This window comes from Sediminibacterium sp. FW305-C-49, assembly GCF_058231085.1.
Map to the genome: position 1 here is coordinate 463,862 of NZ_JBIQXS010000002.1, position 25,534 is coordinate 489,395.

Sequence of the window (25,534 nt, forward strand, 5' to 3'; positions counted from 1 at the left end):
TTTTTATCGGATGTTCACTGGTTTTTTATTGGGTGTTTTGAGGTTCATCACTAACCCAAAGCCCGGCGATTTGGTTACCGGGTTAAAAGTAGGCGATACCTGCATGCTGAGGTCATTGCTTACATCAAAATGTTTGAGGTGCGCAAAAACAGTGGCATCTGCAATCTGTAATCCATAGGCAATCACAAACCATAAAATAGAATAGTCCCTGTCTCTCCTGAATGCATTCCGATAGCTTTGAACCGATGTAATGCTGAGACCCTGTAACTGCGGATCTATACGCCTGTAATCTGTACTGTCTTTTGTGGGTTCCATTGCCTTAAACAATGCTTCATAAGCAAACTTAGTTTTCTTATACATGCTATTGTTGTAGAAATAGGCAATGGTTGGAATGGCCAATATGCCATAAACCACAGGAATTTTCCAGTATTGTTTGTTATAAGCCTGTCCCCAGCCAGGTAATAATGCTTTGAGCGGAGCTTTCCTGGGATCGTGCGGTTTTTGTATTTTTTTTAAAGGTACAATACTGTCTTTTTTAATCGTTGTATCCCGCGAATTGAACGCACTGGTATTGGCCAACTGTTCTTTATCAGATTGCGCCTGCACTACGGAAACTCCGCTGCATAAGATCAAGCATAGTATGAGGAACCTGAATACACGCATGTAATTATTAACTCACCGTTACATTCATGGCATCAAGTATTTTATTCAGTTCTTCCAGTGAAAAATACTCGATGGTGATGCTGCCATACCCTTTTTTGTTATGAACCATTTTCACTTTGGTGGCAAAGTGCGATGCTAAATTATCTTCAATTTTTTTGTAAGCGGGTGGCAGGTCGGCTTTTGCAGAAGATTTAACAGTATCTGTTTTATCAGCCTGGTATAATTTGCGCACCAGCTCTTCAGTCTGGCGAACACTTAATCCTCGCTGCTGAATTTCTTTATAAACGAATAATTGTTTATCAACCGTATCAATATTCACGAGCGCGCGTGCATGACCCATGCTCAGGTTGCCGTTTCTTACGGCCAGTTGAATATCGGGTGGTAATTTGAGTAGGCGGATATAGTTGGTTACCGTACTTCTTTCTTTCCCCATTCTTTCAGCTACCTGTTCCTGGGTATAATCAAGCTCATCCATCATACGCTTATAACTCAATGCAATCTCCACTGCATTCAGGTTTTCGCGTTGTAAGTTTTCGAGTAAGGCCAGCTCCAGTAACTGTTGGTCATTGGCCTGGCGAATGTATACAGGCACATCTTTCAGTCCGGCCAGTTTTGCCGCACGAAAACGTCGTTCACCTGCAATCAATTGGTATTTATTACCCGCCAGTTTTGAAACCGTGAGAGGCTGAATAATATCATGCAGCTTTAATGATTCTGCCAGTTCTTTCAAGGCCTGTTCGTCAAAATCTCGACGGGGTTGTTTAGGGTTGATCTGGATATCGGCCAATGGAATACGGCTGCTATGGGTTACCTGTTCCACCACATCCGTTTTTAAAGCACCTGAAGTGGTCTTTAAATCGGCATCTATATTCTGCAATAAAGAGCGAAGCCCTTTACCAATGAGTTCTTTATTTTGTTTCGGGTTGGTCATGGTGTTTGTTTATGGTCCATGGTTTATAGTCAATGGCCAATACCTTTTCCTGCCATGGACTACTAACCATCAACTATGAACTACTCAATAATTCTTTCTTCGTTCGACATCTTTGTCAAACCGTTATTCTGCAATATCTCTTTCGCCAGGTTCAGGTAATTGATGGCTCCTTTACTTTCGGCATCATACAGAATAACTGGTTTACCTACACTGGGAGATTCACTCAAACGGGTATTACGATGAATGATGGTAGAAAATACCATTTCATCAAAATGTCTTCTTACTTCACTTACCACCTGGTTACACAAACGCAGACGACCATCGTACATGGTCATCAAAATACCTTCTATCTGTAATTCAGGATTTAAGCGGCTCTGCACAATTTTAATGGTATTCAATAATTTACCCAAACCTTCGAGGGCAAAAAACTCACACTGCACAGGAACGATGACACTATCAGATGCCACGAGTGAGTTTACAGTAATCAGACCAAGTGAAGGAGAGCAGTCGATGATGACAAAATCATATTTGTCTTTTACTGCATCCAGTATTCCTTTCATCACGTTTTCACGATTGGGGTAATTGATCATTTCAATTTCTGCACCCACCAGGTCTATATGTGAAGGAATGATATCAAGATTGGGGATCTCGCTTTTCAGAATGACGTCGGCCGCAACAACATTGTTTACCATGCAATCATACAGACTGCTGGTAATATTGTGCAGATCGAAACCCACACCTGTTGTGCTATTGGCCTGAGGGTCGGCATCCACCAAAAGTGTCTTAAATTCCAATACGGCCAGGCTCGCCGCCACATTAATGGCCGTGGTCGTTTTACCGACTCCTCCTTTCTGATTGGCAACTCCAATAATTCTCGCCATAATAGTCTGCTGTTCGTATTCAACGAACGTTTTATGTTTTAAAGGTCTATAGAAGCTCCGATAGCTGGTAAGTATAATTCCTTACCTCCGGCAGCAAACGACTGTCTCGCTGCTTCTGTATCAATTTTTATAAAACCAAATGTATCATAATGCACGCCCACTACACGTTTACACTGCACAAAATCGGCACATCGAGCGGCATCTGCTACATCCATCGTGAAATTATCGCCTATAGGCAGTACCGAAAAATCGAGTTTTGTCCAAACAGGAATCAGTTGCATATCAAGCGTTAGCGCTGTATCGCCACTGTAATAGAAATTGGCTTCATCTGTGATGAATAAAAATCCCATCGGATTACCTCCATAACTGCCATCGGGCAAACTACTGCTGTGTTGTGCCACCACACATTTCACCACACCAAAATCGAAGGACCATTTACCCCCCGTATTCATGGGATGTGTTTTGGTGATGCCCTGTTTATTCAGCCACTCATGAATTTCCCATGCAGCTACCACTGTGCAGCCGGTTCTTTTGGCTATGGCAACCGTATCAATGATATGATCTGTATGTCCATGCGACAGGAAAATATAATCGGCCTCAATACTGTTTACATCAATATCTTTTGCCAGTTCATTAAAGCTAATAAACGGGTCGAACAGGATTTTTTTCCCCTTCACTTCCACCTGAAAACAGGAATGTCCGTAATAAGTCAGTTTCATATCCGCCAAAGTTTTGAAGGATGCCAAAAATACGGTTTCGGGCACATCTTTTGAAAGAATCTTATCCATAGGAAGTAGCTGATGGCTAATAGTCCATGGTCCATAGTTTAGGGTTCCTTTTTTGGCTGATAATTTGTACAAAAGGGTCAAAGCATAAAATACCATGGGCTATGGACCATCGACCATGGACTATAGTCCTCAAAATGCAATATTTTCACCCTCTGTACGTCTACAAACACATTAAAACTTACACATGCGGAACGCCGGTACACTCTGGGTCATTGCTTTTATTATGTTATTACTGGATTTTTATGTATTCCAGGCGGTTAGAGTGGTAACACAAAACCTTTCCGAAAGGGTCCGGATGTGGGTCCACCTCGGGTATTGGATATTTTCAGTGCTGGCACTGCTGGCTCTTGTGTCTTTTCCCTATGTGCAGGCTTTGCAGCAATCAAGGTTTTACCGTAACTACATTTTTGCCATTTTGGTTGGATTATTTTTTGCCAAACTCATAGCCGCAGTCTTTTTCCTCACAGATGACCTTCGAAGAGTGGTTTTATGGCTGATGAGTAAGATATTCCCGGGTACAGGCGCTCAATACATGAGTAACAATGACGGTGGCATACCCCGATCCACTTTTTTAAGCTGGCTCGGATTGGGGCTCGGAAGCTCACTTTTTGGGACCCTGTTATATGGGTTCAGCAATAAATATAATTATCAGGTAAAACGTATAAAACTCAATTTCCCTAATCTGCCTGCTGCATTCAAAGGGTTAAAGCTGATACATATCAGCGATGTGCATAGTGGTAGTTTTCAGCATAAAAAAGCGGTGAATCACGGCATCGACCTCATTTTGCAACAGAATCCCGATCTGATTCTGTTTACGGGCGACCTGGTCAATGACCGCGCCAGTGAAATGAATGATTATAAAGAGGTGTTTGCCAGACTGAAAGCACCACTTGGGGTGTATAGTACCCTTGGAAACCATGATTATGGCGATTATGTTGCCTGGCCAACGCCCAGCGAAAAAGCAGCTAATCTGGACGCGCTAAAAAAAGTACATGCTGATATGGGGTGGCGACTGTTGATGAATGAACATGTAAAACTTGAACGGAATGGTGAACAGATCGCATTACTGGGTATTGAAAACTGGGGTGCAAAGGGGCGTTTTCCCAAGTATGGTAAAATGAATGAGGCTCATCCCGGCACAGAAAATATTCCTTTCAAAATTCTGATGAGTCATGATCCCAGCCATTGGGATGCACAGGTAAGAACCGAATACCCTGATATCGATCTTATGCTGGCCGGACACACACATGGAATGCAGTTTGGTATCGAAAACCCCTACTTTAAATGGAGTCCGGTTCAATGGATGTATAAACAGTGGGCAGGCTTATATGAAGAAGGCAAACAGAAATTATATGTTAACCGTGGGTTCGGTTTTATCGGATATCCCGGCAGGGTAGGGATATTGCCGGAGATTACGTTGATTGAATTGGCGTGAGGGGGTAACGTGAATGGTCAATGGTGAATCGTGAATAATTTTACATATTCACGATTCACCATTGACCATTCACGCCTGACTATAACTTTACCTGCATCACCACCCTCAAAAATTCCCATTCAATGGCGATGGCGGCATCTTTTCCGCTCTTTTCAACGAGATAAGTAAGTCGTTGTACCATCTTATCTTTTTTCACCGGTTTTACTTTTACCCTAACAAGGTCTTCTGCCTGGTTGTATTCATCGGCCAGGTGCTGCTTATTTCTGGAATTGATGATGATGGTCCATTCGTCTTTACCGGGAATGGTAAAGAGTGCATATTTCCCTTTGGGAATTTGTTTGCCGCCAATGCTGACGGCTGTTGAAAAATCGATGGTAGTGGCATTGTGTGCACCTGTAGCCCATACCTGATCGTAGGCTACTAATCCACCCCAGATCATTCTGCCTTTTACACCTGGCGATCCGTATTCAATATGAATATGTGTATCGCCAATGGTTTCCATGGCTACCCTTTTCGGACTGCTTTTCATGGTATCTTTTGCAATCAATCCTTTGTTTACACTATCGGCATACCCATTGCCAGATGCATGATTATGTTGGGCTTTGATGGTATTTGATAAGGTTGTGAGAACAAGAAAAAGCAGAAAAAACTGTTTCATAATGAAGTGATTTGTGCAAATAAACGAATAAAGAACTACCGTTTGCTGATCTTGTTTCGACTGATGTTTCGTTGCCGGGTACATTTAAACCGCTTGACGCCGGAGCTTCTCAGGAGGCTATGTTTGGTATTTCTGCCTTTCATTCTTTTCCTCCATAGCTGGAAACTGCTTTTTTTACTGTATTGGCGCATCAGTTCAATTACTTCCTGTTCCCTCAAACCAAACTGAAAATGAATGGCTTCAAAGGGGGTTCGGTCTTCCCAGGCCATTTCTATCATTCTGTCTATCTCTTTATCCGTTAAAAGTTCCATAAAGCTGTAACAATCGCAATAAAAAATCGTTGAAGGCGTTAGCAATTTGTCAATGTTTTTTGAGGTAAAAGACAACGAAATTGGACCTGGCTGCGTCTTGATTAGGAAGTTTGGCACGGTCATTGAAATAGGTAAGAAGAATAAAATAAACCTTATGAAGAAAGTATTATTAGCAGTGTTTGCGGTAACAGTGATTACCGCTTCATTACAGGCACAGGGTATCAGACTGGGAGCCAAAGTGGGCGCCAACCTTAACAAGATTTCAGGTCAGTCATTTAGCGATGGTTTCGATCTGGCTTACCATGTAGGTGGTTTCCTTGAAATAGACTTCAATAAAAAATGGGGTATCCAACCCGAAGTATTGTGGAGCCAGACAGCTACCAAACGTTCCAGCTTCAATACCATTTATGCAAGTGAAATAAACCCGCTGAACAGTGGAGAGAAAATAAAACTGGATTACCTGAGTATCCCTGTTTTATTCCGTTATAATGTGGGAGGTATTCTTACATTAAATCTGGGTCCGCAGTTCGGTATATTATTGAACCAGGATAAAACCCTGTTACAGAATGGCGAATCAGCATTTAAGAGTGGCGATTTCTCCATGGTGGCAGGCGGACAACTCAACTTTAAAGTTTTACGTATCTATGGCAGGTACAATATAGGTCTGCAGAATATCAATGATATCGATAATAAAGATAAATGGACTAACCAACAGATTCAGTTGGGTCTGGGGTTGAGGTTTTAAAATCCAATATCCATCAGGATTTTAAACCGCGGGGTAATCTTCTTTCGAAGGTTACCCTTTTTTATTCGGTATTGCTGAATGATAAAAGCAGTCAATATTTTCTGGAGTGTAACAAGTTTGCCGGTTGTTACTTCAGCTTAAATATTTTCTTCAATCCAGCCATCTGTTGCTTGAATGAAGTTAGTTCAGCCAATTGCTGTTTAATAAAGCTGTTGTCTTCGAGTTTACCCACCACTGCATTCATTTCTTCAAAACTTTCATATACCATTTTACGGTAAGGGTTTTGGTAATCTTTTGCCCTGGAGTCATGTATGCCTTTGGCCATCCATTCTTTGGTAGTCAGCACATCATTTAACAACTGCCCCAGCTTTTGTGTGTCGATTTTTTTAAGCGACCATTCCATGATTTCAGCCAGCGATGCCAGTGCATGTGTTCTTTTTTGAGCTGCGTATTTATTTCCAAGCTGGGTATAATGTGCATGCACTTCATCCCACGATTTTATTTTACCTGTCTTGATTTTTTCTTTTAGCAGCTTGTGTTCATCGGTTGTAATAAGCTGTCCGCCCAGGTTTATCCAGTCTGTTCTTTTAACTTTTGCAGGAAGAGCCGATTGTAAATCAGCAATGGAAAGTATTTTTTGTTCTTCCATCAAACTTAGCAAATGAATGGTTCCATAATAGCGGATGAGTTCGATAAACAGATGATAGGCAATACGTGCTTTTACAAGTATAACTTTTCGCTTACTGTTTTCAAATCCATCAAGTGTAATTTCCAGTTCGTCTACCAGCTTGTTGCCACTCAGTAATAATTGTTTACCGATTGTTGCTGCGTCTTCTTTGCCAAGTATTGTTTTACTGTTGTTTTGGCTGCGATGGTAGGCCCTCCCAGTAGCTTCTTCAATGATAGACAAGGAAGTAAACAACTCATTAATGGTGTCGGGGGCGAGATAATCGTATTCGATCTGTTGAATCCTTTCTGTTCTTTTATCCCTGTCAACATATTTCCATGCGTTTCTGGCCAGAGCATACATGTTATACAGGAACCAGTAACCCGGCATTACGACCAGTTGATCCTTGCTAACATCATTACTTACCAGAGAAAAAGGGAGTTTGATATTCAACTCTGCCGGGTAATCGCCCTTGGTTAAAATGGTAAAGCCGGCAAATACAGAATTGTGTTTAAGACTAACACAAAGTCCTGGCCAGAAACCACGACCCATGATCACTTCTCCGTCTGCGCCACGGCTATTATGGTTGGAGCCAATAGTGGCACCTGCGGCAATATTGCTTTGCCCCATCACCAATGCAGCACATAAGAATGAATTATTATGATGCTGTTCGTGCGCAGGGAATATCAATGAATTTAACACCTCACAGCAGGAGATGGTGGCATTATGACCGAGGTATGAGTTGATAAGTCTGGCACCATATTTCAATTGCGAATGTGAGGCCATGATAAAGCGTACCGCTTTTACACCATAAAACATTTTACAACCAAAACCAATGATGCCATTTACCGCTTCGCAACCTTCCCCAATCTGTGTACGACCTTCTTCACCGGAATTGATGGTAAGGTTTTTGAGTTTGTTCGCACCTTTGATGTAAGCATCTGTTCCGATCCATACATCTTTTACGATATTACAGTTTTTGATCACCGTACGATCACCTATCTTACCATAATAACCTCTTCTGTTATCGTAACGTGCTTCTGTAAATGTTCTGAATTTTTCCTGTAATAACGCATCACTTTTGTCCCTGCTCCATAAAAAAGCGTCGCCGGCGAGCATGCCATTAAACGGTAATACACGACGACCGGTATTTTCATTGCAGATCTCCATCCAGATCCTTACATCTTCCGATTCTCCTTCTTTGATAATGCCATTGCCAAATTTGGCATGGTTGGTAGAAACCAGTTCATTTACATTGGTAATGATGACTTCACTGCCAATGATATAATGGGAGAGATAGTTTACATTATCTACACAAACATTGTCTCCAAAATCGCAACTGATGATGGTGGAATTGTATAAACCCACAGGTACTTTCAGGTCACTGAAACCAAGACAGAAAGGTTCAAGTTTTCCGATACGAACGAGTCCAAAAAATTTGCAGTTCTTTACCAACTCAGGATTGAATGCATCCGATACCAGTATTTTGTTCCAGTCATCGCTGGTATTCCTGTTACGTACAAGCACTTCAATTTCATAAGCATTCAACATGCGATAGGCAATACCATTACGGTTTTGCATATTTCGCAGGTAATATTCATCCTTGCCTTTGGGCAGGTATTCACTACCCAGGAAATGATAACCCAGTGAAGAAAGCGGTGTTTTACTGATCTTGTTTTGTGCCATGCAGGATATTGATTTTGACGCTTCGGCGTTGAGATTATTCTACAGTTACACTTTTGGCAAGGTTTCTTGGTTTGTCAACATCAAGTCCTTTAGCCAGTCCTACATAGTAGCTTAGCAACTGCAGCGGAATGGTACTGAGTAAGGGTGCAATAACTTCATCTGTATCGGGAACAAACATCACATCATCGGCCATACCAGGAATAATATCATCGTTCACCGTAGCAACTGCTATGACTTTACCTTTTCTTGCTTTAATTTCCTGTACGTTCGAAACAATTTTTTCGTAGTAGGAATCTTTCGTTGCCACAAATACAACGGGTAAATTTTCATCAACCAATGCAATAGGACCGTGTTTCATTTCGGCGGCAGGATATCCTTCTGCATGGATGTAGGAAATTTCTTTCAATTTGAGCGCACCTTCCAGTGCTACCGGGAAATTGTATCCGCGACCAAGGAATAAAAAATCACTTGCGTCTTTGTATTTCTCTGCAATACGTTGTATGTTGGAAGTATCTGCAAGAATTTCTTTTACTTTTTCCGGAACAGCTTCCAGCTCTTTCATCAGCGAAAGATAACGGGTCTGGTCAATTGAACCCTTGGCATAACCAATCTTGAGTGCCATCATGGCAAGCACGGCCAACTGACCTGTAAAGGCTTTGGTACTCGCTACACCAATTTCAGGTCCGGCATGGGTATAAGCACCTGCATGACTCAATCTGGCGATACTGCTACCTACTGCATTTACCACACCAAAAATGAATGCACCTTTTTCTTTGGCACTTTCCAAAGCAACGAGTGTGTCTGCTGTTTCACCGCTTTGCGATATGGCAATGATGACATCGCCTTTATTTACAACGGGGTTTCTGTAGCGGAACTCTGATGCATACTCCACTTCTACAGGGATGCGACATAATTCTTCAATCTGGTATTCGGCAATTAAACCTGCATGCCAGCTTGTACCGCAGGCAACAATGAGTATACGTTGAGCATTCTTTAATGCTTCGATGTGGTTGTCAACCCCGCTCATGATGATTTGCCCGGTTTGTGGCAGCAATCTTCCTCTTAAACAATCGAAAATAGTATCGGGCTGTTCATGTATTTCTTTCAGCATGAAATGTTCATAGCCGCCTTTTTCAATAGCCGCCAGTTCCATATCGAGTTTGGTAATAAAAGGTGTTTGCTTTTCATTACCCAGGTTTTTCAGGATCAATTCATCAGCACGAACGATGGCTATTTCATAATCGTTTACATATACCACCTCTTTTGTGTATTCGATGATGGGCGAAGCGTCGCTGGCAAGAAAATGTTCTCCTTTGCCGATACCAATTACCAACGGACTACCTTTTCTGGCTGCAATGATGGTATCAGGATCATCTTTTGATATAAGCAGAATACAATAAGCACCTACAATACGTTTCAATGCAATGCGTAATGCTTCTTCGAGGGTAGAATCGTTGTTTTTTTTGATGTCTTCTATAAAATTCAACAATACTTCTGTATCGGTATCGCTTTTGAACTCATATCCTTTAGAAATGAGTTCTTGTTTGATATGTGCATAGTTTTCAATGATACCATTGTGTATCATGGCCAGTTCACCGCTTTGCGATACGTGGGGGTGTGCATTTCTGTCGCTGGGTTCACCATGTGTGGCCCAACGGGTATGACCAATGCCAATGTGCGAATGCACATCCTTACCTACAGTGGCTTCTTCCATTTCGGCCACTTTCCCTTTCTTTTTGTATACGTTGAGCTGGCCGTTGTTCAGCAGGGCAACGCCAGAACTGTCGTAACCGCGGTACTCCAGTCTTTTTAAACCTTTTACTACAACAGGGTAGGCTTCTCTATGGCCTATATATCCAACAATACCACACATAAATTTTCTCTTTAACGGGTAAATAATCAACGTTAACTTCCGGCATGAAAATTACGTTGGATTGCAAATATTCAACTTAAACTTAAATAAATTCAATGCATTACACATTTGATCTTTCAAAAGAATATACATTAGAAGACGATTGCGTTTTATTGCGACCTTTGAAAGTGGATGATTGCGACAATTTGCGGCATTTCTCCCTAAACGAACCTGAAATCTGGACATATTCTTCGCAAAAAGCAGCAGGAGAGGAGAACCTTAAAAAGTATATAGAATTTGCACTGAATGCCCGCAAAGCTGGAAATGAATATCCCTTTATCGTTTTCGATAAAAGAACACAGTCTTATGCTGGCAGTACACGCTATTATGATATACAGTTACAACACCTGACTTTACAACTTGGATTTACCTGGTATGGTAAAGCGTTCCAGGGTACTGGTCTGAATAAACACTGCAAATTTCTGCTCCTGCAGTTTGCCTTCGAAGAAATGGGAATGGAAAGAGTAGAATTCCGCGCCGATAATAACAATGCAAGAAGCATAGCAGCGATGAAAAGCATCGGTTGTACACCGGAAGGCGTATTGAGAAGCCATGCCATCAAAGCTGATGGCAGCCGTCGCGACTCAATTGTGCTGAGTATTCTGAAAAATGAATGGTTTGGTCATGTGAAGGAAAACCTCAGGAGGAAGATTGCAGATGTTTGATCTCAGATGTCAGATGTCAGATGTCAGATGTCAGATGTCTGATGTCTGATGTCTGATATAGGATAGAGCATGCAAGTTATGTTGATTTCATCCCTTGAGCCCTGTTTCTTATTCCCTATTCCTTATTTCTTTGTTTCTATACTTATTAATCGGTATTGTGTCTTTTCGCAGGTGGAGAATCGAATTATGTACGTATTTTTACATCGTAGACAGTAACCCCCCGCTGACTCAAATTTTTATTGTATGCAACAGCGGACCTTTATCAACAGCCCGGAAGATATCAGGGCAATAGCCGGAGAGATCAATATCTTCTCTTGTAAAAAACAAATCTTTAAAGTTCAGTTGAGCCAGCTAACCGAGGCGGAGAATTTTAAAGTGGAAAAAAAACTGGTTAGGTTTTATTCATTAGGACAGCATTCATTTTGGAACATACTGCCAGTCTACACCATTCTCGTATACCTGCTCATGGTATTTACCAGCATCATTCCTTATCATGAACTGGGCATTGTACCTACTATTCTTTTGTATGCTCCTTTTGCAATTGCTGCGATATTATTGTTGAGAATAGTGGCTACTTTATATGCCAAGCGATCATTACTTAAGCTGGCACAGGAATCAGCAAGTGATCCTGCTTTTATCTTTGGATAAAAAATGTTTTTGAATATTCGATTGATGAAAGTTCCATCTCAGCCGGTGGAACTTTTTTTTGACTAAATCTCTGCGTAACCCCGGTATTCTCTTGTTCTCTGCGGTGAATTGAATCGTATGTTCACCGCAGAGAACGAGAGCGCACAGAGGTTAAGCAGAGAATAGAATGAATGGCTAAAGCAATAAACCTTGCAGGAAGAAATAAGCAAAGCTGAAGTAAATAATCAGTCCTGTTACATCTACCAGTGTTGCAACAAAAGGCGCAGAAGAAACGGCAGGGTCGGCACCGAGTTTTTTCAGGAAGATAGGGAGCATGGAACCGGATAAGGTTCCCCATAATACCACACCAATTAGCGAGAATCCAACTGTAAAGGCAATCATCATCCAGTGTTCTCCATAAATTTCAGGAAAGAAAGAATGCCATACCGATACACGTATAAAACCAATAATACCTAATACGGCTCCTAATAATAAGCCACTCAATATTTCCCGTCTTAGTACCCGCCACCAGTCGCCAATGGTAATTTCACCCACTGCCATGGCCTGAATAATCAGTGTAGAAGCCTGCGAACCACTGTTACCACCACTCGAAATGATCAATGGAACAAATAAGGCGAGAACCACTGCTTTGGCAATCTCATCTTCAAAATACCCCATGGCGGTAGCAGTAAGCATTTCGCCAAGGAATAGTACAATCAACCAGCCTACACGTTTTCTGAAAAGCTTGAATAAAGGAATATCAAGGTAAGGTTCATTCAATGCTTCTGTACCACCAATTTTCTGCATGTCTTCACTGAACTCTTCATTGGCTACCCATAACATATCATCGATGGTAACAATACCCAATAGTATATTGTGATCATCCACCACCGGCAATGCCACACGGTTATTCATTTTAAATACCTGGTTGGCATGTTCCTGGTCGTCGTTTACATTGAGTGATACTACACGGCCATCAATGATTTCATCAATCCTTTTATCCGGAGCGGCAAGAATAACATCTCTGATCCTGATATCATCAATCAAAGCACCGCCTTCATCAATTACATAAATAACATCGATCGTTTCACTGTTTTTTCCAAATTTTCGGATGGTTGTAAATACTTCCGATACTGTATTATATGCATATATATACACATAATCGGGCGTCATCAATCTTCCCACACTGTCTTCCGGATACCCTAACATGGCCAGTGTAATCTTGCGTTCTTCCGGATCAAGTAATTTAATCAGGTCACGAATAGCGGCTTTGGGAAGTTCCTCCAGAAAGTCTGTACGGTCATCGGCAGGCAGTTCATTCAGAAGCTCGGCTGTTTTAGCAGATGGCAGTTCTTTTACAATATCTTTTTGCTGGGCAATGTCGAGAATCTTAAAAACACTGGCGGCCCTGTGGATGGCCATATTGGCAATGATCTGGGCTTCATATTCCGGGAAATCATTGATGAGTTCAGCCACATCACTGATATTCTGGTGATCAAGAAATTCCCTGATCTCCAGTTTATCTTCTTTTGCAATGAGCAATTCAAATTGCTCATTGATGCCGGGCTGTTCCAGTTCAAGTGACATGGGCGCAATTTACGTTGGAAAGGCCAATGGACAAACCCCGACACAATAAATAACGTATTTTAGAACCTGCAGATTATACATCAAATTTGTACTATGATACTTCCCATTCTTTCCATTGCGCCCTCGCCTGAACGTGGCCGTGGTGTTTTTACCACAGCAGATATTGAAACGGGAACAATTGTAGAAATATCACCGGTACTGGTGCTTGATCCGGAAGAGAGAAACAAAGTTGAACAAACCCTTTTGTTTGATTATATTTTTGAATGGGGTGATGACCTGAAAAGTGCATGTGTTGCATTGGGCTATTTATCGGTGTACAACCATTCCTATACAGCAAACTGTATTTATGAAATGGATTTTGAACATGAACTGATGCAGATCAGAACCGTAAAGCCTATTAAAGCGGGGGAAGAATTATTTATCAATTATAATGCAGACCCCGACGATGCAAAACCCATCTGGTTTGAAGCAAGCTGATATATTATGGATTACCAAACCTATTTACCCCAGGAAGAATTAACAGCTTTTGTAAAATGCTATTGGACATTGTCTGCCCAGGCATCAGCCACAGAAGAAAGACAGCGTATTGTACCGGATGGTTGTATGGAAATGATTTTTCACGCAGGTGATTTGTATCGACAGTATTTGCCGGATGCAACATCGATTCTTCAACCGAAGTATTTTATTTTCGGACAAATTACACGGCCACTGGAAATAGCGGCTACAGGGGAAACGAAAATTTTTGCTGTGCGTTTTCATCCGGAAGGTTGTCTGCCATTAATCAGTACGCCCATCCGGGAAATGGATAATAAAGCAGTTTCACTTGACTATTTATTTGGCGACTCTGGAAACATACTAGGAGAATCGGTATGTGCAGCAGAAAATGTTACGGACCAGATTACATTGGTCGAAAATTTTCTGTTGCAACAAATAAAAAGCCAGGAAACAAGTGATCGTATTGCAGCCTTAAGTGTACAAACACTGCTGGAACTAAAAGGACAACTAAGTGTAGATGAGCTGGCTGATCAGTTACAGGTGCACCGTAGGCAATTGGAAAGAAAATGTGCAGCAGCTATTGGGTTAAGTCCAAAACAGTTGGCTAAAATCATTCGCCTTCAGGCTACTTTGAAAATGATGAGTGAAGGTAAATATGCGCATCTTACAGAGCTGGCTTATGAAAACGGCTATTTTGATCAGGCACATTTTATCAAAGACTTCAAAGAATTTACAGGCGTAACACCAGGAGAGTTTTATGCAGGCCAGTTAAAAATGAGCCACTTATTCAGCGGAACCTGACAATTGTCGTGATTTTACAATTTTCATGACATAGATAGCTTCAGTTTTGATAAAAATTAAAGGATATGAATAAGCTTATCGTCATCATTACATTTTTACTGATTGGAAATGTAGTTATTGCACAACAAACCAAAGCCGTACAATGGATGTTGGGTGTGTGGAAAATTAGTACGCCACAGGGAACAGTCGTTGAAATATGGGAAACGAAAAACGACAGTACTTTACAAGGCAGAAGTGTATTTGTGAAATCAAATAATGATACCATTCCTCAGGAACGCATTGAAATGGCATTCAGAAATGGGGAATGGTTTTATATACCAACAGTAAGTAACCAGAATGAGGGTAAACCGGTTTCATTCAAAGTAATTTTTCTCAGGGCTAACGAGTTTGTAAGTGAAAACCCGGCGCATGATTTTCCGCAAAGAATTGCCTACCGTAGAATCAAGCAAAGCATGTATGCCAGTATCGAAGGAAAACGAAACGGCCGGTTCAGTAAACAGAATTTCGACTTTACAACAGAATAAACATTTTGAACGACTCTATCTAACCTTCCCTTCTCCCTTTCTCTTTGTTAAAAAAATCTTGTAAATAGATATGCTTAAATACCCGAAAAGCAATTAACAAAGAGAAGGGGAGAAGGGAAGGTTTTTAGTTGAGAATATCGTTGACGTTTTTACCGATGTTTTCAGCTATTCTTTGCATGGGTAAGTCATTGTCATCTTTGCCAAAAGGGTCTTCAATTTCTTCGGCAATTACTTCGAGACTCGCCAGTACATAAAAAATAAACACCACTACCGGTATGGTAAGCATACCAAGCGACAGGGCAAACCCAAGTGGCAAGGTGATGACATAAATAAAAATGAATTTTTTTATAAAAGCACTGTAAGAATAGGGAATGGGTGTGTTTTTAATACGTTCACAGGCACCACAGATATCGAGAAAGGATTGTAATTCATTATTCAGAAACAATAACTGGTAGTCGTTGATTTGTTTATCACGATACAGCAGGTTGATTTTATTCATCATAATCATCACCACCTGGTTGGGTATATGTTTGCTGGTATCGAAACCAACAATTTCTGGATGTGGACTGGAATCCAATGCCAGTCTTGTTTTTTCATTTTGTAAATGAGCCCTTAATTCATTGGCAAAAAGGGGTATAATTTTTTTAAAGAAAGCTCGGTTCTTATCATCGTCATTGGGTAATATGCTGTTGAGTTTTACGGCCAGGTTACGGCTGTTGTTAACAAGTGCTCCCCATAGTTTTCTTCCTTCCCACCAGCGATCATACGCAGTATTGGTTCTGAATACCAGCAGCATTGAAATGGCAAAACCCAGCAAGCTGTGCATAATCGTAATATTCTTTGCATGACTGCTTTCTGAAAGTTTCAGATAGTTGGCTTCGAGGTAAACAATGCCCCATGAATAAAAACCAATAAAAATGAGTAAAGGAAATAGTTGCCGGATGGTTTCTGTTTTGTGAAACGTAAACAGAAAACGCATCCAGTCTTTAGGGTTATAGCTGATCATACAATAAAAATAGTGATCCGAGCCCACTCTTGTATACTGGGGGTAACAAAACCTTAATATTGGCCTTAGATGGCTATGGCAGAATTTCGCAGAAACCGTCAGCTTGCACCAGCAACATGCTTTACTGAAACAATCTTTTGGCCGGCATTTCCAATGGGGAGTAGCCATATCCGCCGCACAGAATGAAGGAGCCTGGAATATTGAAGGTCGTGGTCCATCTATCTGGGACCAGTTTGCCCGTAAACAAGGGAAAATAAAAGGAAGTGCAAAACCAAATACCTGCTGCGATTTTTATTATCGCTATAAAGATGATCTCATGCTGGTAAAAGCTATGGGGTTCAATAGTTTTCGCTTTTCCATTTCCTGGAGTCGCATATTACCCGAAGGTATGGGAAGGGTAAACAAAGAGGGTATTACTTTTTATAACCGTGTTATTGATGAATGTTTACAGTTAGGACTAACACCATATGTTACTTTATATCATTGGGATCTGCCACTGGCTTTACATAAAGAAGGTGGCTGGATAAGTCACCAGATGCTCAAATGGTTTACCCGTTTTGTGAATGTATGTACAGAATCGTTTGGCGATCGGGTGAAGAACTGGATTGTTTTAAATGAGCCCATGGGTTTTACTTCATTGGGCTATATGATCGGTAAACATGCACCGGGTAAAACAGGGTTGAGTAATTTTTTACCAGCAGTACACAATGCTGTCTTGTGCCAGGCAGAAGGCGGGAGGCTGATAAGAGCTGCTGTTTCCAGGGCAAATATCGGTACCAGTTTTTCCTGTAGTGAAGTGGTACCGTTTACACAGAAAGAAGAAGATATCAAAGCCGCAAAGAGAGTCGATATTTTACTGAACCGTCTATTTATTGAACCTCTATTGGGCAGGGGCTATCCACAAGAACCGGGTTTTACACTGCTTGATAAATTACATCTCCATAACAAAGCATGGAAGTATACGGAACGCATGCAGTTCAATTTTGATTTTATAGGGATTCAGAATTATTTCAGCACCACTGTAAAATACAATCCGCTCATTCCCTATATACAGGCATCTGAAGTAAAGGCGGTAGCAAGAAAAGTGCCGCATACCGATATGGGCTGGGAAGTAAATGCAGATAGCTTTTACCGGATGATCAAACGATTCTGGTTATATGGTGGCGTGAAAGAAATCATGATTACAGAGAGTGGTGCATTTTATAAAGACCAGTTGATCAACGGAGTGATTGACGATACCAAACGCATCGATTATTTTCAACAATACCTTAATGCCTTATTAAGAGCTAAAAAAGAAGGGGTGAATGTTGGTGGGTATTTCGCATGGACACTCACCGATAATTTTGAATGGGCAGAAGGATACCATGCCAGGTTTGGACTGGTACATGTAGATTTTAATACCCAGTTGCGCACCATCAAGCAGTCAGGCTACTGGTTTCGGGATTTTCTGCACGATAAATCCTAAAAACAACTACTCTCAGCAGGTTTCTGTAAGTTTGATGCTACCAAAAACCAAACAGATGCGTAGCCTCCTGATTTTTTCCTTGATACTGCTTGTTGCATTCTCAGATAGTAAAGCACAATCAAAATTTGTTGTTCCTTTTCATACTGCCTATGCAACTACTCAGAATACATATAAGGCAAACAGGCCAACTACAAGAAAAGATGTGCTGTTATGGTCCGATACAGCAACACAACTCCGCTTTTTTGTACATAATTCCAAAACAGGCGAGTTGCATATTGCATTGAATGCCCTTTCGCTGAAAGCTGCTAAACAACTAACACTTGCAGTAAAGGGGAAGAAGATGAATATGACCGTACCGGTAAATATTTCGACAAAAGAAATGAAAATCGGAACGGTACAGTTGACTGATACAGGATTTGTGGAATTGGTATTGTCTGCTAAGAAATTATTACCGGGTGCTTTGGGGATTGGAAACCTTGTTTTATCTGGTCCTGCTTCGGAAGGGTTGCGTTTTAATACAAAAGAAAGATTGAATGCCGCATCGGTTCATCTTCGTTATCCATTGGCTGATTCCATTAAAGCCATCAGTTTTTATAATGAAATAACAATCCCGCAGGGCTATGACCCTTTGTATAGTTATTATATGGCGACTGGTTTTTCGAGAGGCTATTTTGGTATACAGGTTAACAGTGAAAAAGAACGACGTGTCATTTTTTCCGTATGGGATGCAGGTAATGAAGCCATTGATCGCGGCAAAGTAGCTGACTCCAATAAAGTAAAACTACTCGCCAAAGGTGATGCTGTTGTGACCAATGATTTTGGGAACGAAGGTACAGGTGGACATAGTCATTGGGTGTACAATTGGAAAGCAGGAGAAACTTATCGCTTTCTGGTTACAGCACTTGCCGACAGTGCTTCTCAAACCACTATTTATACCGGGTACTTTTTTGTTCCCGAATTACAACGCTGGAAACTGATCGCTGCTTTCAGGGCTCCAAAAGATGGTAATACACTGAATAAACTCTATTCCTTCAATGAAAATTTTGTGGGAGACAATGGTCACCTGCAACGTAAGGCATTATTTGGTAACCAGTGGGTACAACAGCAGCGTGGTGGTCGATGGGTGGCATTAACAGATGCCATTTTTATAACTGATGCAACAGGCAGGGCAGGTGATCGCTTTGATTATGGAGCAGGTGTTACAGGGGAGCAGTTTTATTTATGGAACGGCGGATTCAAAGAACAGGAAGCAAAACAGAACGATCAGTTTAAAAGACCCAACACCAATAAAGCACCGGTAATTGATTATACAAAAGATGCAGACAGTCTCGCACAAGCCAAAAAAGACATACAGGAAATAGCAGATGCTGTAAAGAGCGGAAAGATAGATACAACGGGAAGCGTTGAATCGGTATACTATCATATTTTACAACCCGGTACCGGCGAATATGTATCGGTAACAGATACGGTAACGGTTCATTACAAAGGAACATTACTGACAGACGGAAGCATGTTTGACCAGACCCGCGATAATCCCGCTGTATTTCCTTTGCGCCGACTCATACGTGGGTGGCAACTTGTTTTACCTAAATGCAGGGTTGGGGGTAAGATCCGGGTAATCATTCCATCTGCACAGGCTTATGGCATGAGAACACGCAGTAAAGACATTCCACCCAATAAAGTGCTGGTATTCGATATTGAAGTAGTGGCCACGAAAAAAATGTGAGGGGTGAAGAGAGCAGGTAATTGACATTTTATGCAGGTTTGATGGAAAGCGCTTGCAAGCGCGGGAAAAGCTGTTTATCTTAAGACTATCTACTTCTCAACGATAAACCTTGCGTATGAAAGCTGCCCGTCAACTTACCATCGCAATGCTGACACTTGCCGTTATTGCAGCATTGTATAGTGGTTACAGCCTGATCACAGACCCAACAGGCTCTTCACTTGGTATTCCTTTTTATTGGCTCAACGGTACCATGTTCAAAGATTTTGCCACACCCGGCTGGATCATTTTATTGGCCATTGGTGTACTAGGAATCATTACAATCGCTACAGTCGTAAAAAGAATCAGACATTTTCATCTGCTGGTCATTGTACAAGGATCAGTCATCTGTATTTTAGTCATCGCACAGATGATTATTATCGGAGAAGAAAACATGCTTCAATACCTTTTCCTCATGATGGGCATGGCCATCGCTATTGTAGGTGGTTTGTTAAGTCAGGCAGATAAGAAAGCAGAAAATAAGAAATAAGAAATATGAAATAAGGAATAAGAAAGTATAAAATCTTACTTACTCATTTCATATTTCTTATTCCTTATTTCTCTGTTCCTCTCCCAGTGCGAGGTAAACACCATTGGTCCATCCAAACCCATCCTGGTTGGGGTATTCGCCACCACCGGCTTTGGTATGTATATCTTTTACATTGTACTTCTCCATCATTTTTCCTGTTTCTGCGTAGGTGGTTTCATTTAAGTGCATCCATCTTCTTTTGATTTCATCTGCTAGCGTCTGATGCTGGTAATTACTTAATCCTTTATAAGCAACCCATTGCAAAGGAGCCCATCCGTTGGGTGCATCCCATTGCTGCCCGGTTTGAAGGGTAGTGGTTAATACACCCCCAGCCGAAAGTAATTGTTGTTTGATCATCACAGCTACAGCATCTGCCTGCTGTTCATCAGCAATACCAAGAAACAATGGAAAGCAGCCGGCCATGGTAATGCGATCGGTATTTTTTAGCTGTTTGATGTGGTAGTCAAAATAAAATCCCTGATCCTTATTCCAGCAATAATGCTGAATGGCTTTATAACGGCTGTCTATTTTTTTTGTGAAAAGTTGTACAGCTTCCTCATTTTTTTTATGGAGGTAGCAGTACAATAATGTTTTTTCAAGGTTCAGTAACAAACAATTCAAATCAACCGGAACCAGGTCGGTAGTCTGAATTGTATGCATGTGTTTTTCATCTTCAAACCATCGGCTGCTGAAATCCCATCCCGATTCAGCAGCGGCCCTGATATGTCTGTACACTTCCTGTGGATCTTTATTGGCTGCTTTAGCCACATGCAGGTCTTCAACATATGCTTCAGGTCTGGGTGAAGGATCATCATCCCAATACCTGTTTAAGATAGAACCATCCGGCATCAGCACTACTCTTCGAAAAGTGCTGGTTTCGGGGGAAACCTTATCTGCCCCATCCATCCAGAAAGCATATTCTTTTTCAAGTGCCGGTAAATATTCATCAAGTACAGAATGGCCTTTGGCTGCATCTAACAAGCTCACCATTAAACTGAAAAACGGAGGCTGCGATCTACTGATATAATACGTTCTGTTGCCATTGGGTATATGTCCTATGGCATGAATAAGGCTGGCAAAATTTTTAACCATATTTTCAATCAAATCAAACCTGCCACTCACTTGTAGCCCAAGCATGGTAAAATAACTGTCCCAGTAATAAATTTCCCTGAACCTGCCTCCGGGAACAATATAAGGATAGGGTAATTCAATGAGTGTGCCTCCGGATTTTGCAGGGTCTCTTTGCAAAACATGCCAGAGCTCATTCAAATGAATGTTGATGGGTTTCTTTTCAGAAAAATATTCCTCCTGTGTGGCATCAGGCAGTTGAAAATATTGTTGTACAAATGTGAGCAGATTAAAAGAGGGTAAATCTTTTTGGGCGTTGTATTCTTTCAGTATACTGTCAGTACTGTCTTTTGGGATACTGTCTACAAAATATTTGGAATCGGGAAATATGCCAGCAGTCTGTACATCTTCATACAGGGGAGACAAGGAACTGATATGAAAATATGCATCATTCATATTAAGCCTTTTTTGTTTTCTGCTGCAGCCTGTAAAAAATGAATAAACAAACCACAAGAATGGCCATTGGTATCAGTGAAAAATAAAAAGCCTGTTTGCCATCATAATGCTCAAAAATATTTCCGGTGATGATAGAGCCGGTGGTTCCACCCAGCGCTGAGAAAATAATGATCAGCCCCGACATCAATCCATGTTGTTTAACAGGCAACGTGCTTAAAATAACAGAGTTAACAGCAGGATAAATGGGTGCCAGTAATAAACCGATCATAGGAAATACAAAGGCGGCAATAGGTGCCGTGGCCCAGCCCGTAATAGGCTGTCCGGTTGTTTTTTCTGCCAGTGGAATAGCAACCAGTACCAATACGGCAGCCAGTATAAGACATGAAATCAATACTACCAGCCAGTTTAATTTTTTAAGTACCAGCCCGGCAAAAAAACGACCCAGTGCAGTAGAGCCTGCCAGAATACTCGCCATCTGTATACTTAAGGCAGCAGGTAAGAGCAACACCTTATTATTAAAAGTAGGTAACCAGCTCATGATGCTCTGTTCAATCAGCACATAAAAAAAGGCGCAGAGCACAAATACCAGAACAATGGGTTTAACCATGAGGCTAAACATGTCTGCAAACTCATCGAACATAGATTTTCGTTCTTTGGCCTGAATGGAAGATTCATCCAATGAAGCCGACCAGAGCAATAAAAAAGCAAGCAATGAAATACCTCCTAATAGATAATACACATTCAGCCAGGCAGTAGATTGAGGATTGGTATCATCAACAAAATAACTGAAAATGAAATACCCGGTGAGGATACCCACCATAAAAAAAGATTCAATAAAATTCATCAGGCTGATATGTTCCTTTTCATTTTTGGTGACCAAGCCAATGGTGCTGTACACCGACATTTTGATCAGCGCAAAGGAAGAGCCTACGGCAGCAAACAATAGTTTGGTGGTAAAAAAGCTGGCCGTAAATGGCATGATAAAACAAATGATGCTGATGAAGCCTAATGCAATAAGCATGGCATTCTTATAACCAATGCGAACGATATAGGAAGAAATGAGAAAAGAAACAATGGCGATACTCAGATCCTTAAAGGCTTCCAGCACAGAAGCAGCGCCTTCGGTTACGCCAAAATTTTGTTGTACCTGAAGTATCACGGTTCCTACACTGTTGAGTAATATGGCAAAAACAAAATAGTTGAGAAACAGCGATGTTTTTATTTTCCAGTTTTGCATATAGAAGTATTAAGCAGTTTATTGTTGAGCGGGAATCAGTTTTAAACAAACAGGATTGGGTACTTCCACCTGCCTGAGCATTTGTTGTAATAACCCTGTTTCTTTATTAACACGATAGATGACAATATTATTGGTCTTCTGATTGGCTACCAGTATAAAATTGCCATTGGGCGCAATGATAAAATTCCGGGGTCCGGCTCCCGGTACAGCCTGGTAACCCTTTGCAGTAAGTTTACCTGTATTCTGATCAATGGAAAAAATAGCCAGGTTGTTTTCATCGCCCCGATTCGAAGCATATAAAAATTTTCCGTCCGGAGACACATGAATATCTGCACTACCCGGCTGCCCCATATAATCGGCGGGATGTGTGGCAATATTTTGAATGCCCGTCATAAACCCATTATTGTAACGGTATGCTTTGATGCTGCCTGTTAATTCTTCCAGTACATATACAAAACGCTGATTGGGGTGAAAGTCAAGATGTCTTGGTCCGCTGCCCGGTGCAGAAGCTGCAAAAGGCATGGCAGCAGGCTTCAGTGGTTTTTTGAGCAAAGGATTAAACTGGTAAAGCATCACTTTATCGGTACCGAGGTCGGGGGTCAGTATGTATTTATCATCCGGTGAAAAGAAAGTGGCATGTACATGTGGTTTATCCTGCCTTGTTTTATTGACACTGCTGCCTGAGTGTTGAATCAATTGCGCATAATGTTGTAATCCGCCTTCTTTGTTAACAGGGAAAGCTGCCAGGTTACCACCGGTATAATTACCCACCACCACCCATTTTCCGGTTTTATCTACAGTAACAAAACAGGGATGATCTCCACCACTGGGCTGTGCATTGATAAAATACAACTGACCTGTGGCCTGGTCAAAATCATAAGCACTTACATAACCGGGTTGTTCACCACCGGTTTCATTCACAGCATACAACTTGGTACCATCGGGCGATAAAGAAAGAAAAGAGGGATTGGTAGCGCTGTCGGTACTGCTTACCCATTGCACTTCGCCGTTTTGTGAGTTGAAGCGGAATACATAAATGCCCTTGCTTTTCCCGGAAGTATAAGTGCCTACAAACAGGTAATGATCCTGTGCCAGCAAACCAATGCAGAACAGGCATAGAAAAGCAGCAATCGCGAGTCTCATAAAGGGTTGGGTTTGCTCTAAGATAAAGATTTCAGTGCTTTATGCAATAGCAATTCATCTCCCTGAAACCTTTGCGTTCTCTTCTCTGCGGTGTACTTCCCCGACTTTTCACCGCAGAGAAGGGAGGAAATAGAGTTTTCGCAGCGGAAGGAGGTATTAACATACTTGTAGACCAGACTATATTTATATTTGTAAAATCAATTTCTCCTATGAAAAAAATGTTTCTCTATATGTCAGTTTTATTTGCAGCCTGTTCGGGTGGTCCTTCAACAACATTAAAAACAGGTGACTGGCAGGGAAAACTGTTGCGTGAAGATGGCAATCATATTGTATTCAATTTTGAGGTAAAACAGTTGAATGATTCCATTAGCTGGGTCATCAAAAACGGGGAGGAGCAAATTGAAGTAACCGATATTTTACTCAATGGCGATTCCATACTGGTGCATATGCCCGTTTTTGAATCCTCTTTCAAACTGGTAAAAGAAGGCAATGACAAATTAAAAGGAACCTGGACCAAAGCCGGGTCAACCGGTTTTATTGATATGCCTTTTGAGGCAGTGGCTGGCACAGATGAAAGATTCAGCGTAAACAAGAATGCTGACAAAAATATTGCAGGAAAATGGGCCGTAACATTTTTCAGGGCCGATGGTTCTCCCAGACCTGCGATTGCTGAGTTTGTACAAAAAGGCAATGAACTCTCCGGTACTTTTATTGCACCTAGTGGCGACTATCGCTATCTGCAAGGTGTGGTAGATGGCGACTCTTTAAAACTATCCACTTTTGATGGTAGTCATGCCTATTTTTTCAAAGCGCATATCAATAGTGACAGTTCCATCAGCAAGGGATTTTATTATTCCGGAGCCAGCAGCATAGAACCATGGGAAGCAGTAAAAAATGATACCGTGACTTTACCCGATGCCGGGGCCATGTTTATGAAAGAGGGAGAAGAGAAACTCAATTTCAGTTTTCCTGATCTCAATGGGAAACAGGTATCTATACAGGATGCAAGATTCAAAGATAAAGTGGTGATTGTACAGATCATGGGATCATGGTGCCCGAATTGTATGGATGAAACGGCATTTCTTAGTTCATTCTATAAAAAGAACAAAGACAGGGGTGTGGAGATTGTGTCGCTGGCCTATGAATACTATGAAGATTTTAACCTGGCCGTGAACAGCATCAAAAAGTTCCAGAAAAAATTTGATGTTCAGTATCCTATGCTGGTAACAGGTGTAACAGTGTCTGATACTTTGCGCACCGAAAAAACCTTACCACAGCTCACCAAAATAAAATACTTCCCCTCCACCATCTTTATTGGTAAGAATGGTAAAGTGGCAAAAATACATGCCGGTTTTGAAGGACCGGGAACGGGAAAGCGACATGAGACATTGAAGAAAGAGTTTGAAGAGACAGTGGAAGGATTGTTGAAGCAATAACTATAATTCTAACCTTTGATGTTCGATTTACTCGAATAAGAAAGCCATCCGCCTCA

The 25,534-nt window shown here is 41.3% G+C and carries 24 protein-coding genes; 11 read left to right on the forward strand and 13 right to left on the reverse strand.

Going from position 1 to position 25,534, the window contains the following annotated elements; translation table 11 throughout:
* Positions 1–3: 3 nt before the first annotated feature.
* The 4 genes from ACH3Z1_RS09475 to ACH3Z1_RS09490 form a co-directional block, all read right to left on the reverse strand.
* On the reverse strand, positions 4–663 hold the full coding sequence (locus ACH3Z1_RS09475; protein ID WP_490821685.1) for a DUF5683 domain-containing protein: 660 nt from the start codon (positions 661–663) through the stop codon (positions 4–6).
* A 7-nt stretch (positions 664–670) separates the two neighbouring features.
* Positions 671–1,594: a ParB/RepB/Spo0J family partition protein gene (locus tag ACH3Z1_RS09480; RefSeq protein ID WP_490821686.1), complete on the reverse strand. Its 924-nt coding sequence runs from the start codon at positions 1,592–1,594 to the stop codon at positions 671–673.
* Positions 1,595–1,674: 80 nt separating this feature from the next.
* Positions 1,675–2,475, reverse strand: coding sequence for a ParA family protein (locus ACH3Z1_RS09485; protein WP_490821687.1), 801 nt, complete (start codon positions 2,473–2,475; stop codon positions 1,675–1,677).
* A gap of 38 nt (positions 2,476–2,513) precedes the next feature.
* A complete protein-coding gene (locus ACH3Z1_RS09490; protein ID WP_490821688.1) occupies positions 2,514–3,263 on the reverse strand; it encodes a metal-dependent hydrolase in 750 nt (249 codons plus the stop codon).
* Positions 3,264–3,447: 184 nt separating this feature from the next.
* On the opposite strand from ACH3Z1_RS09490, the gene ACH3Z1_RS09495 reads away from it, so the two are divergent.
* Positions 3,448–4,698 (forward strand): metallophosphoesterase, encoded by a 1,251-nt coding sequence (locus tag ACH3Z1_RS09495; RefSeq protein WP_490821689.1) that lies wholly within the window; start codon positions 3,448–3,450, stop codon positions 4,696–4,698.
* Between the two features lie 79 nt (positions 4,699–4,777).
* On the opposite strand, the gene ACH3Z1_RS09500 is transcribed toward ACH3Z1_RS09495, so the two are convergent.
* Together ACH3Z1_RS09500 and ACH3Z1_RS09505 are read right to left on the reverse strand one after the other, a co-directional pair.
* On the reverse strand, positions 4,778–5,356 hold the full coding sequence (locus ACH3Z1_RS09500; protein ID WP_490821690.1) for a DUF2911 domain-containing protein: 579 nt from the start codon (positions 5,354–5,356) through the stop codon (positions 4,778–4,780).
* A gap of 35 nt (positions 5,357–5,391) precedes the next feature.
* Positions 5,392–5,667 carry a TIGR03643 family protein gene (locus ACH3Z1_RS09505; protein ID WP_490821691.1) on the reverse strand — a complete coding sequence of 92 codons (276 nt, stop codon included), beginning with the start codon at positions 5,665–5,667 and terminating at the stop codon, positions 5,392–5,394.
* Between the two features lie 154 nt (positions 5,668–5,821).
* Between ACH3Z1_RS09505 and ACH3Z1_RS09510 the strand changes: the two genes are divergently transcribed.
* Positions 5,822–6,412 (forward strand): porin family protein, encoded by a 591-nt coding sequence (locus ACH3Z1_RS09510; protein WP_490821692.1) that lies wholly within the window; start codon positions 5,822–5,824, stop codon positions 6,410–6,412.
* A 127-nt stretch (positions 6,413–6,539) separates the two neighbouring features.
* Here ACH3Z1_RS09510 and ACH3Z1_RS09515 read toward each other — a convergent pair whose 3' ends face one another.
* Positions 6,540–8,765 (reverse strand): DUF4954 family protein, encoded by a 2,226-nt coding sequence (locus tag ACH3Z1_RS09515; protein WP_490821693.1) that lies wholly within the window; start codon positions 8,763–8,765, stop codon positions 6,540–6,542.
* 34 nt (positions 8,766–8,799) lie between these two features.
* A complete protein-coding gene (glmS, locus tag ACH3Z1_RS09520; protein ID WP_490821694.1) occupies positions 8,800–10,638 on the reverse strand; it encodes a glutamine--fructose-6-phosphate transaminase (isomerizing) in 1,839 nt (612 codons plus the stop codon).
* Between the two features lie 95 nt (positions 10,639–10,733).
* On the opposite strand from glmS, the gene ACH3Z1_RS09525 reads away from it, so the two are divergent.
* Both ACH3Z1_RS09525 and ACH3Z1_RS09530 read left to right on the forward strand, forming a co-directional pair.
* Entirely contained in the window at positions 10,734–11,342 is a 609-nt protein-coding gene (locus ACH3Z1_RS09525) for a GNAT family N-acetyltransferase (protein WP_490821695.1), read from the forward strand.
* Between the two features lie 243 nt (positions 11,343–11,585).
* Positions 11,586–11,990, forward strand: a complete 405-nt coding sequence (locus tag ACH3Z1_RS09530; RefSeq protein WP_490821696.1) for a hypothetical protein — start codon at positions 11,586–11,588, stop codon at positions 11,988–11,990.
* A 174-nt stretch (positions 11,991–12,164) separates the two neighbouring features.
* Here the strand turns inward: ACH3Z1_RS09530 and mgtE are convergent, their stop codons facing one another.
* Positions 12,165–13,556 carry a magnesium transporter gene (gene mgtE, locus ACH3Z1_RS09535; RefSeq protein WP_490821697.1) on the reverse strand — a complete coding sequence of 464 codons (1,392 nt, stop codon included), beginning with the start codon at positions 13,554–13,556 and terminating at the stop codon, positions 12,165–12,167.
* Between the two features lie 93 nt (positions 13,557–13,649).
* Here mgtE and ACH3Z1_RS09540 point away from each other — a divergent pair, with 93 nt between their 5' ends.
* From ACH3Z1_RS09540 to ACH3Z1_RS09550, 3 genes are all read left to right on the forward strand, one after another.
* A complete protein-coding gene (locus ACH3Z1_RS09540) occupies positions 13,650–14,033 on the forward strand; it encodes an SET domain-containing protein (RefSeq protein ID WP_490821698.1) in 384 nt (127 codons plus the stop codon).
* Between the two features lie 6 nt (positions 14,034–14,039).
* On the forward strand, positions 14,040–14,852 hold the full coding sequence (locus ACH3Z1_RS09545; protein ID WP_490821699.1) for a DUF6597 domain-containing transcriptional factor: 813 nt from the start codon (positions 14,040–14,042) through the stop codon (positions 14,850–14,852).
* Positions 14,853–14,917: 65 nt separating this feature from the next.
* Complete coding sequence (locus ACH3Z1_RS09550; protein WP_490821700.1) at positions 14,918–15,376, forward strand: DUF6265 family protein; 459 nt, start codon at positions 14,918–14,920, stop codon at positions 15,374–15,376.
* Positions 15,377–15,500: 124 nt separating this feature from the next.
* On the opposite strand, the gene ACH3Z1_RS09555 is transcribed toward ACH3Z1_RS09550, so the two are convergent.
* Positions 15,501–16,382 carry a bestrophin family protein gene (locus ACH3Z1_RS09555; protein WP_490821701.1) on the reverse strand — a complete coding sequence of 294 codons (882 nt, stop codon included), beginning with the start codon at positions 16,380–16,382 and terminating at the stop codon, positions 15,501–15,503.
* Between the two features lie 103 nt (positions 16,383–16,485).
* Here ACH3Z1_RS09555 and ACH3Z1_RS09560 point away from each other — a divergent pair, with 103 nt between their 5' ends.
* The 3 genes from ACH3Z1_RS09560 (at position 16,486) to ACH3Z1_RS09570 (ending at position 20,099) form a co-directional block, all read left to right on the forward strand.
* Entirely contained in the window at positions 16,486–17,847 is a 1,362-nt protein-coding gene (locus tag ACH3Z1_RS09560) for a GH1 family beta-glucosidase (RefSeq protein WP_490821702.1), read from the forward strand.
* 55 nt (positions 17,848–17,902) lie between these two features.
* Complete coding sequence (locus tag ACH3Z1_RS09565; protein WP_490821703.1) at positions 17,903–19,573, forward strand: DUF3472 domain-containing protein; 1,671 nt, start codon at positions 17,903–17,905, stop codon at positions 19,571–19,573.
* 115 nt (positions 19,574–19,688) lie between these two features.
* Positions 19,689–20,099, forward strand: a complete 411-nt coding sequence (locus tag ACH3Z1_RS09570; protein WP_490821704.1) for a hypothetical protein — start codon at positions 19,689–19,691, stop codon at positions 20,097–20,099.
* 57 nt (positions 20,100–20,156) lie between these two features.
* Here ACH3Z1_RS09570 and treF read toward each other — a convergent pair whose 3' ends face one another.
* The 3 genes from treF to ACH3Z1_RS09585 are packed head-to-tail and all read right to left on the reverse strand — an operon-like array spanning position 20,157 to position 24,042.
* Positions 20,157–21,662 carry an alpha,alpha-trehalase TreF gene (treF, locus tag ACH3Z1_RS09575; protein WP_490821705.1) on the reverse strand — a complete coding sequence of 502 codons (1,506 nt, stop codon included), beginning with the start codon at positions 21,660–21,662 and terminating at the stop codon, positions 20,157–20,159.
* Position 21,663: 1 nt separating this feature from the next.
* Positions 21,664–22,899 (reverse strand): MFS transporter, encoded by a 1,236-nt coding sequence (locus ACH3Z1_RS09580; RefSeq protein ID WP_490821706.1) that lies wholly within the window; start codon positions 22,897–22,899, stop codon positions 21,664–21,666.
* A gap of 18 nt (positions 22,900–22,917) precedes the next feature.
* Positions 22,918–24,042, reverse strand: coding sequence for a lactonase family protein (locus tag ACH3Z1_RS09585; RefSeq protein WP_490821707.1), 1,125 nt, complete (start codon positions 24,040–24,042; stop codon positions 22,918–22,920).
* 230 nt (positions 24,043–24,272) lie between these two features.
* Between ACH3Z1_RS09585 and ACH3Z1_RS09590 the strand changes: the two genes are divergently transcribed.
* Positions 24,273–25,478, forward strand: coding sequence for a peroxiredoxin family protein (locus tag ACH3Z1_RS09590; RefSeq protein ID WP_490821708.1), 1,206 nt, complete (start codon positions 24,273–24,275; stop codon positions 25,476–25,478).
* The last annotated feature ends 56 nt before the right edge of the window (positions 25,479–25,534 follow it).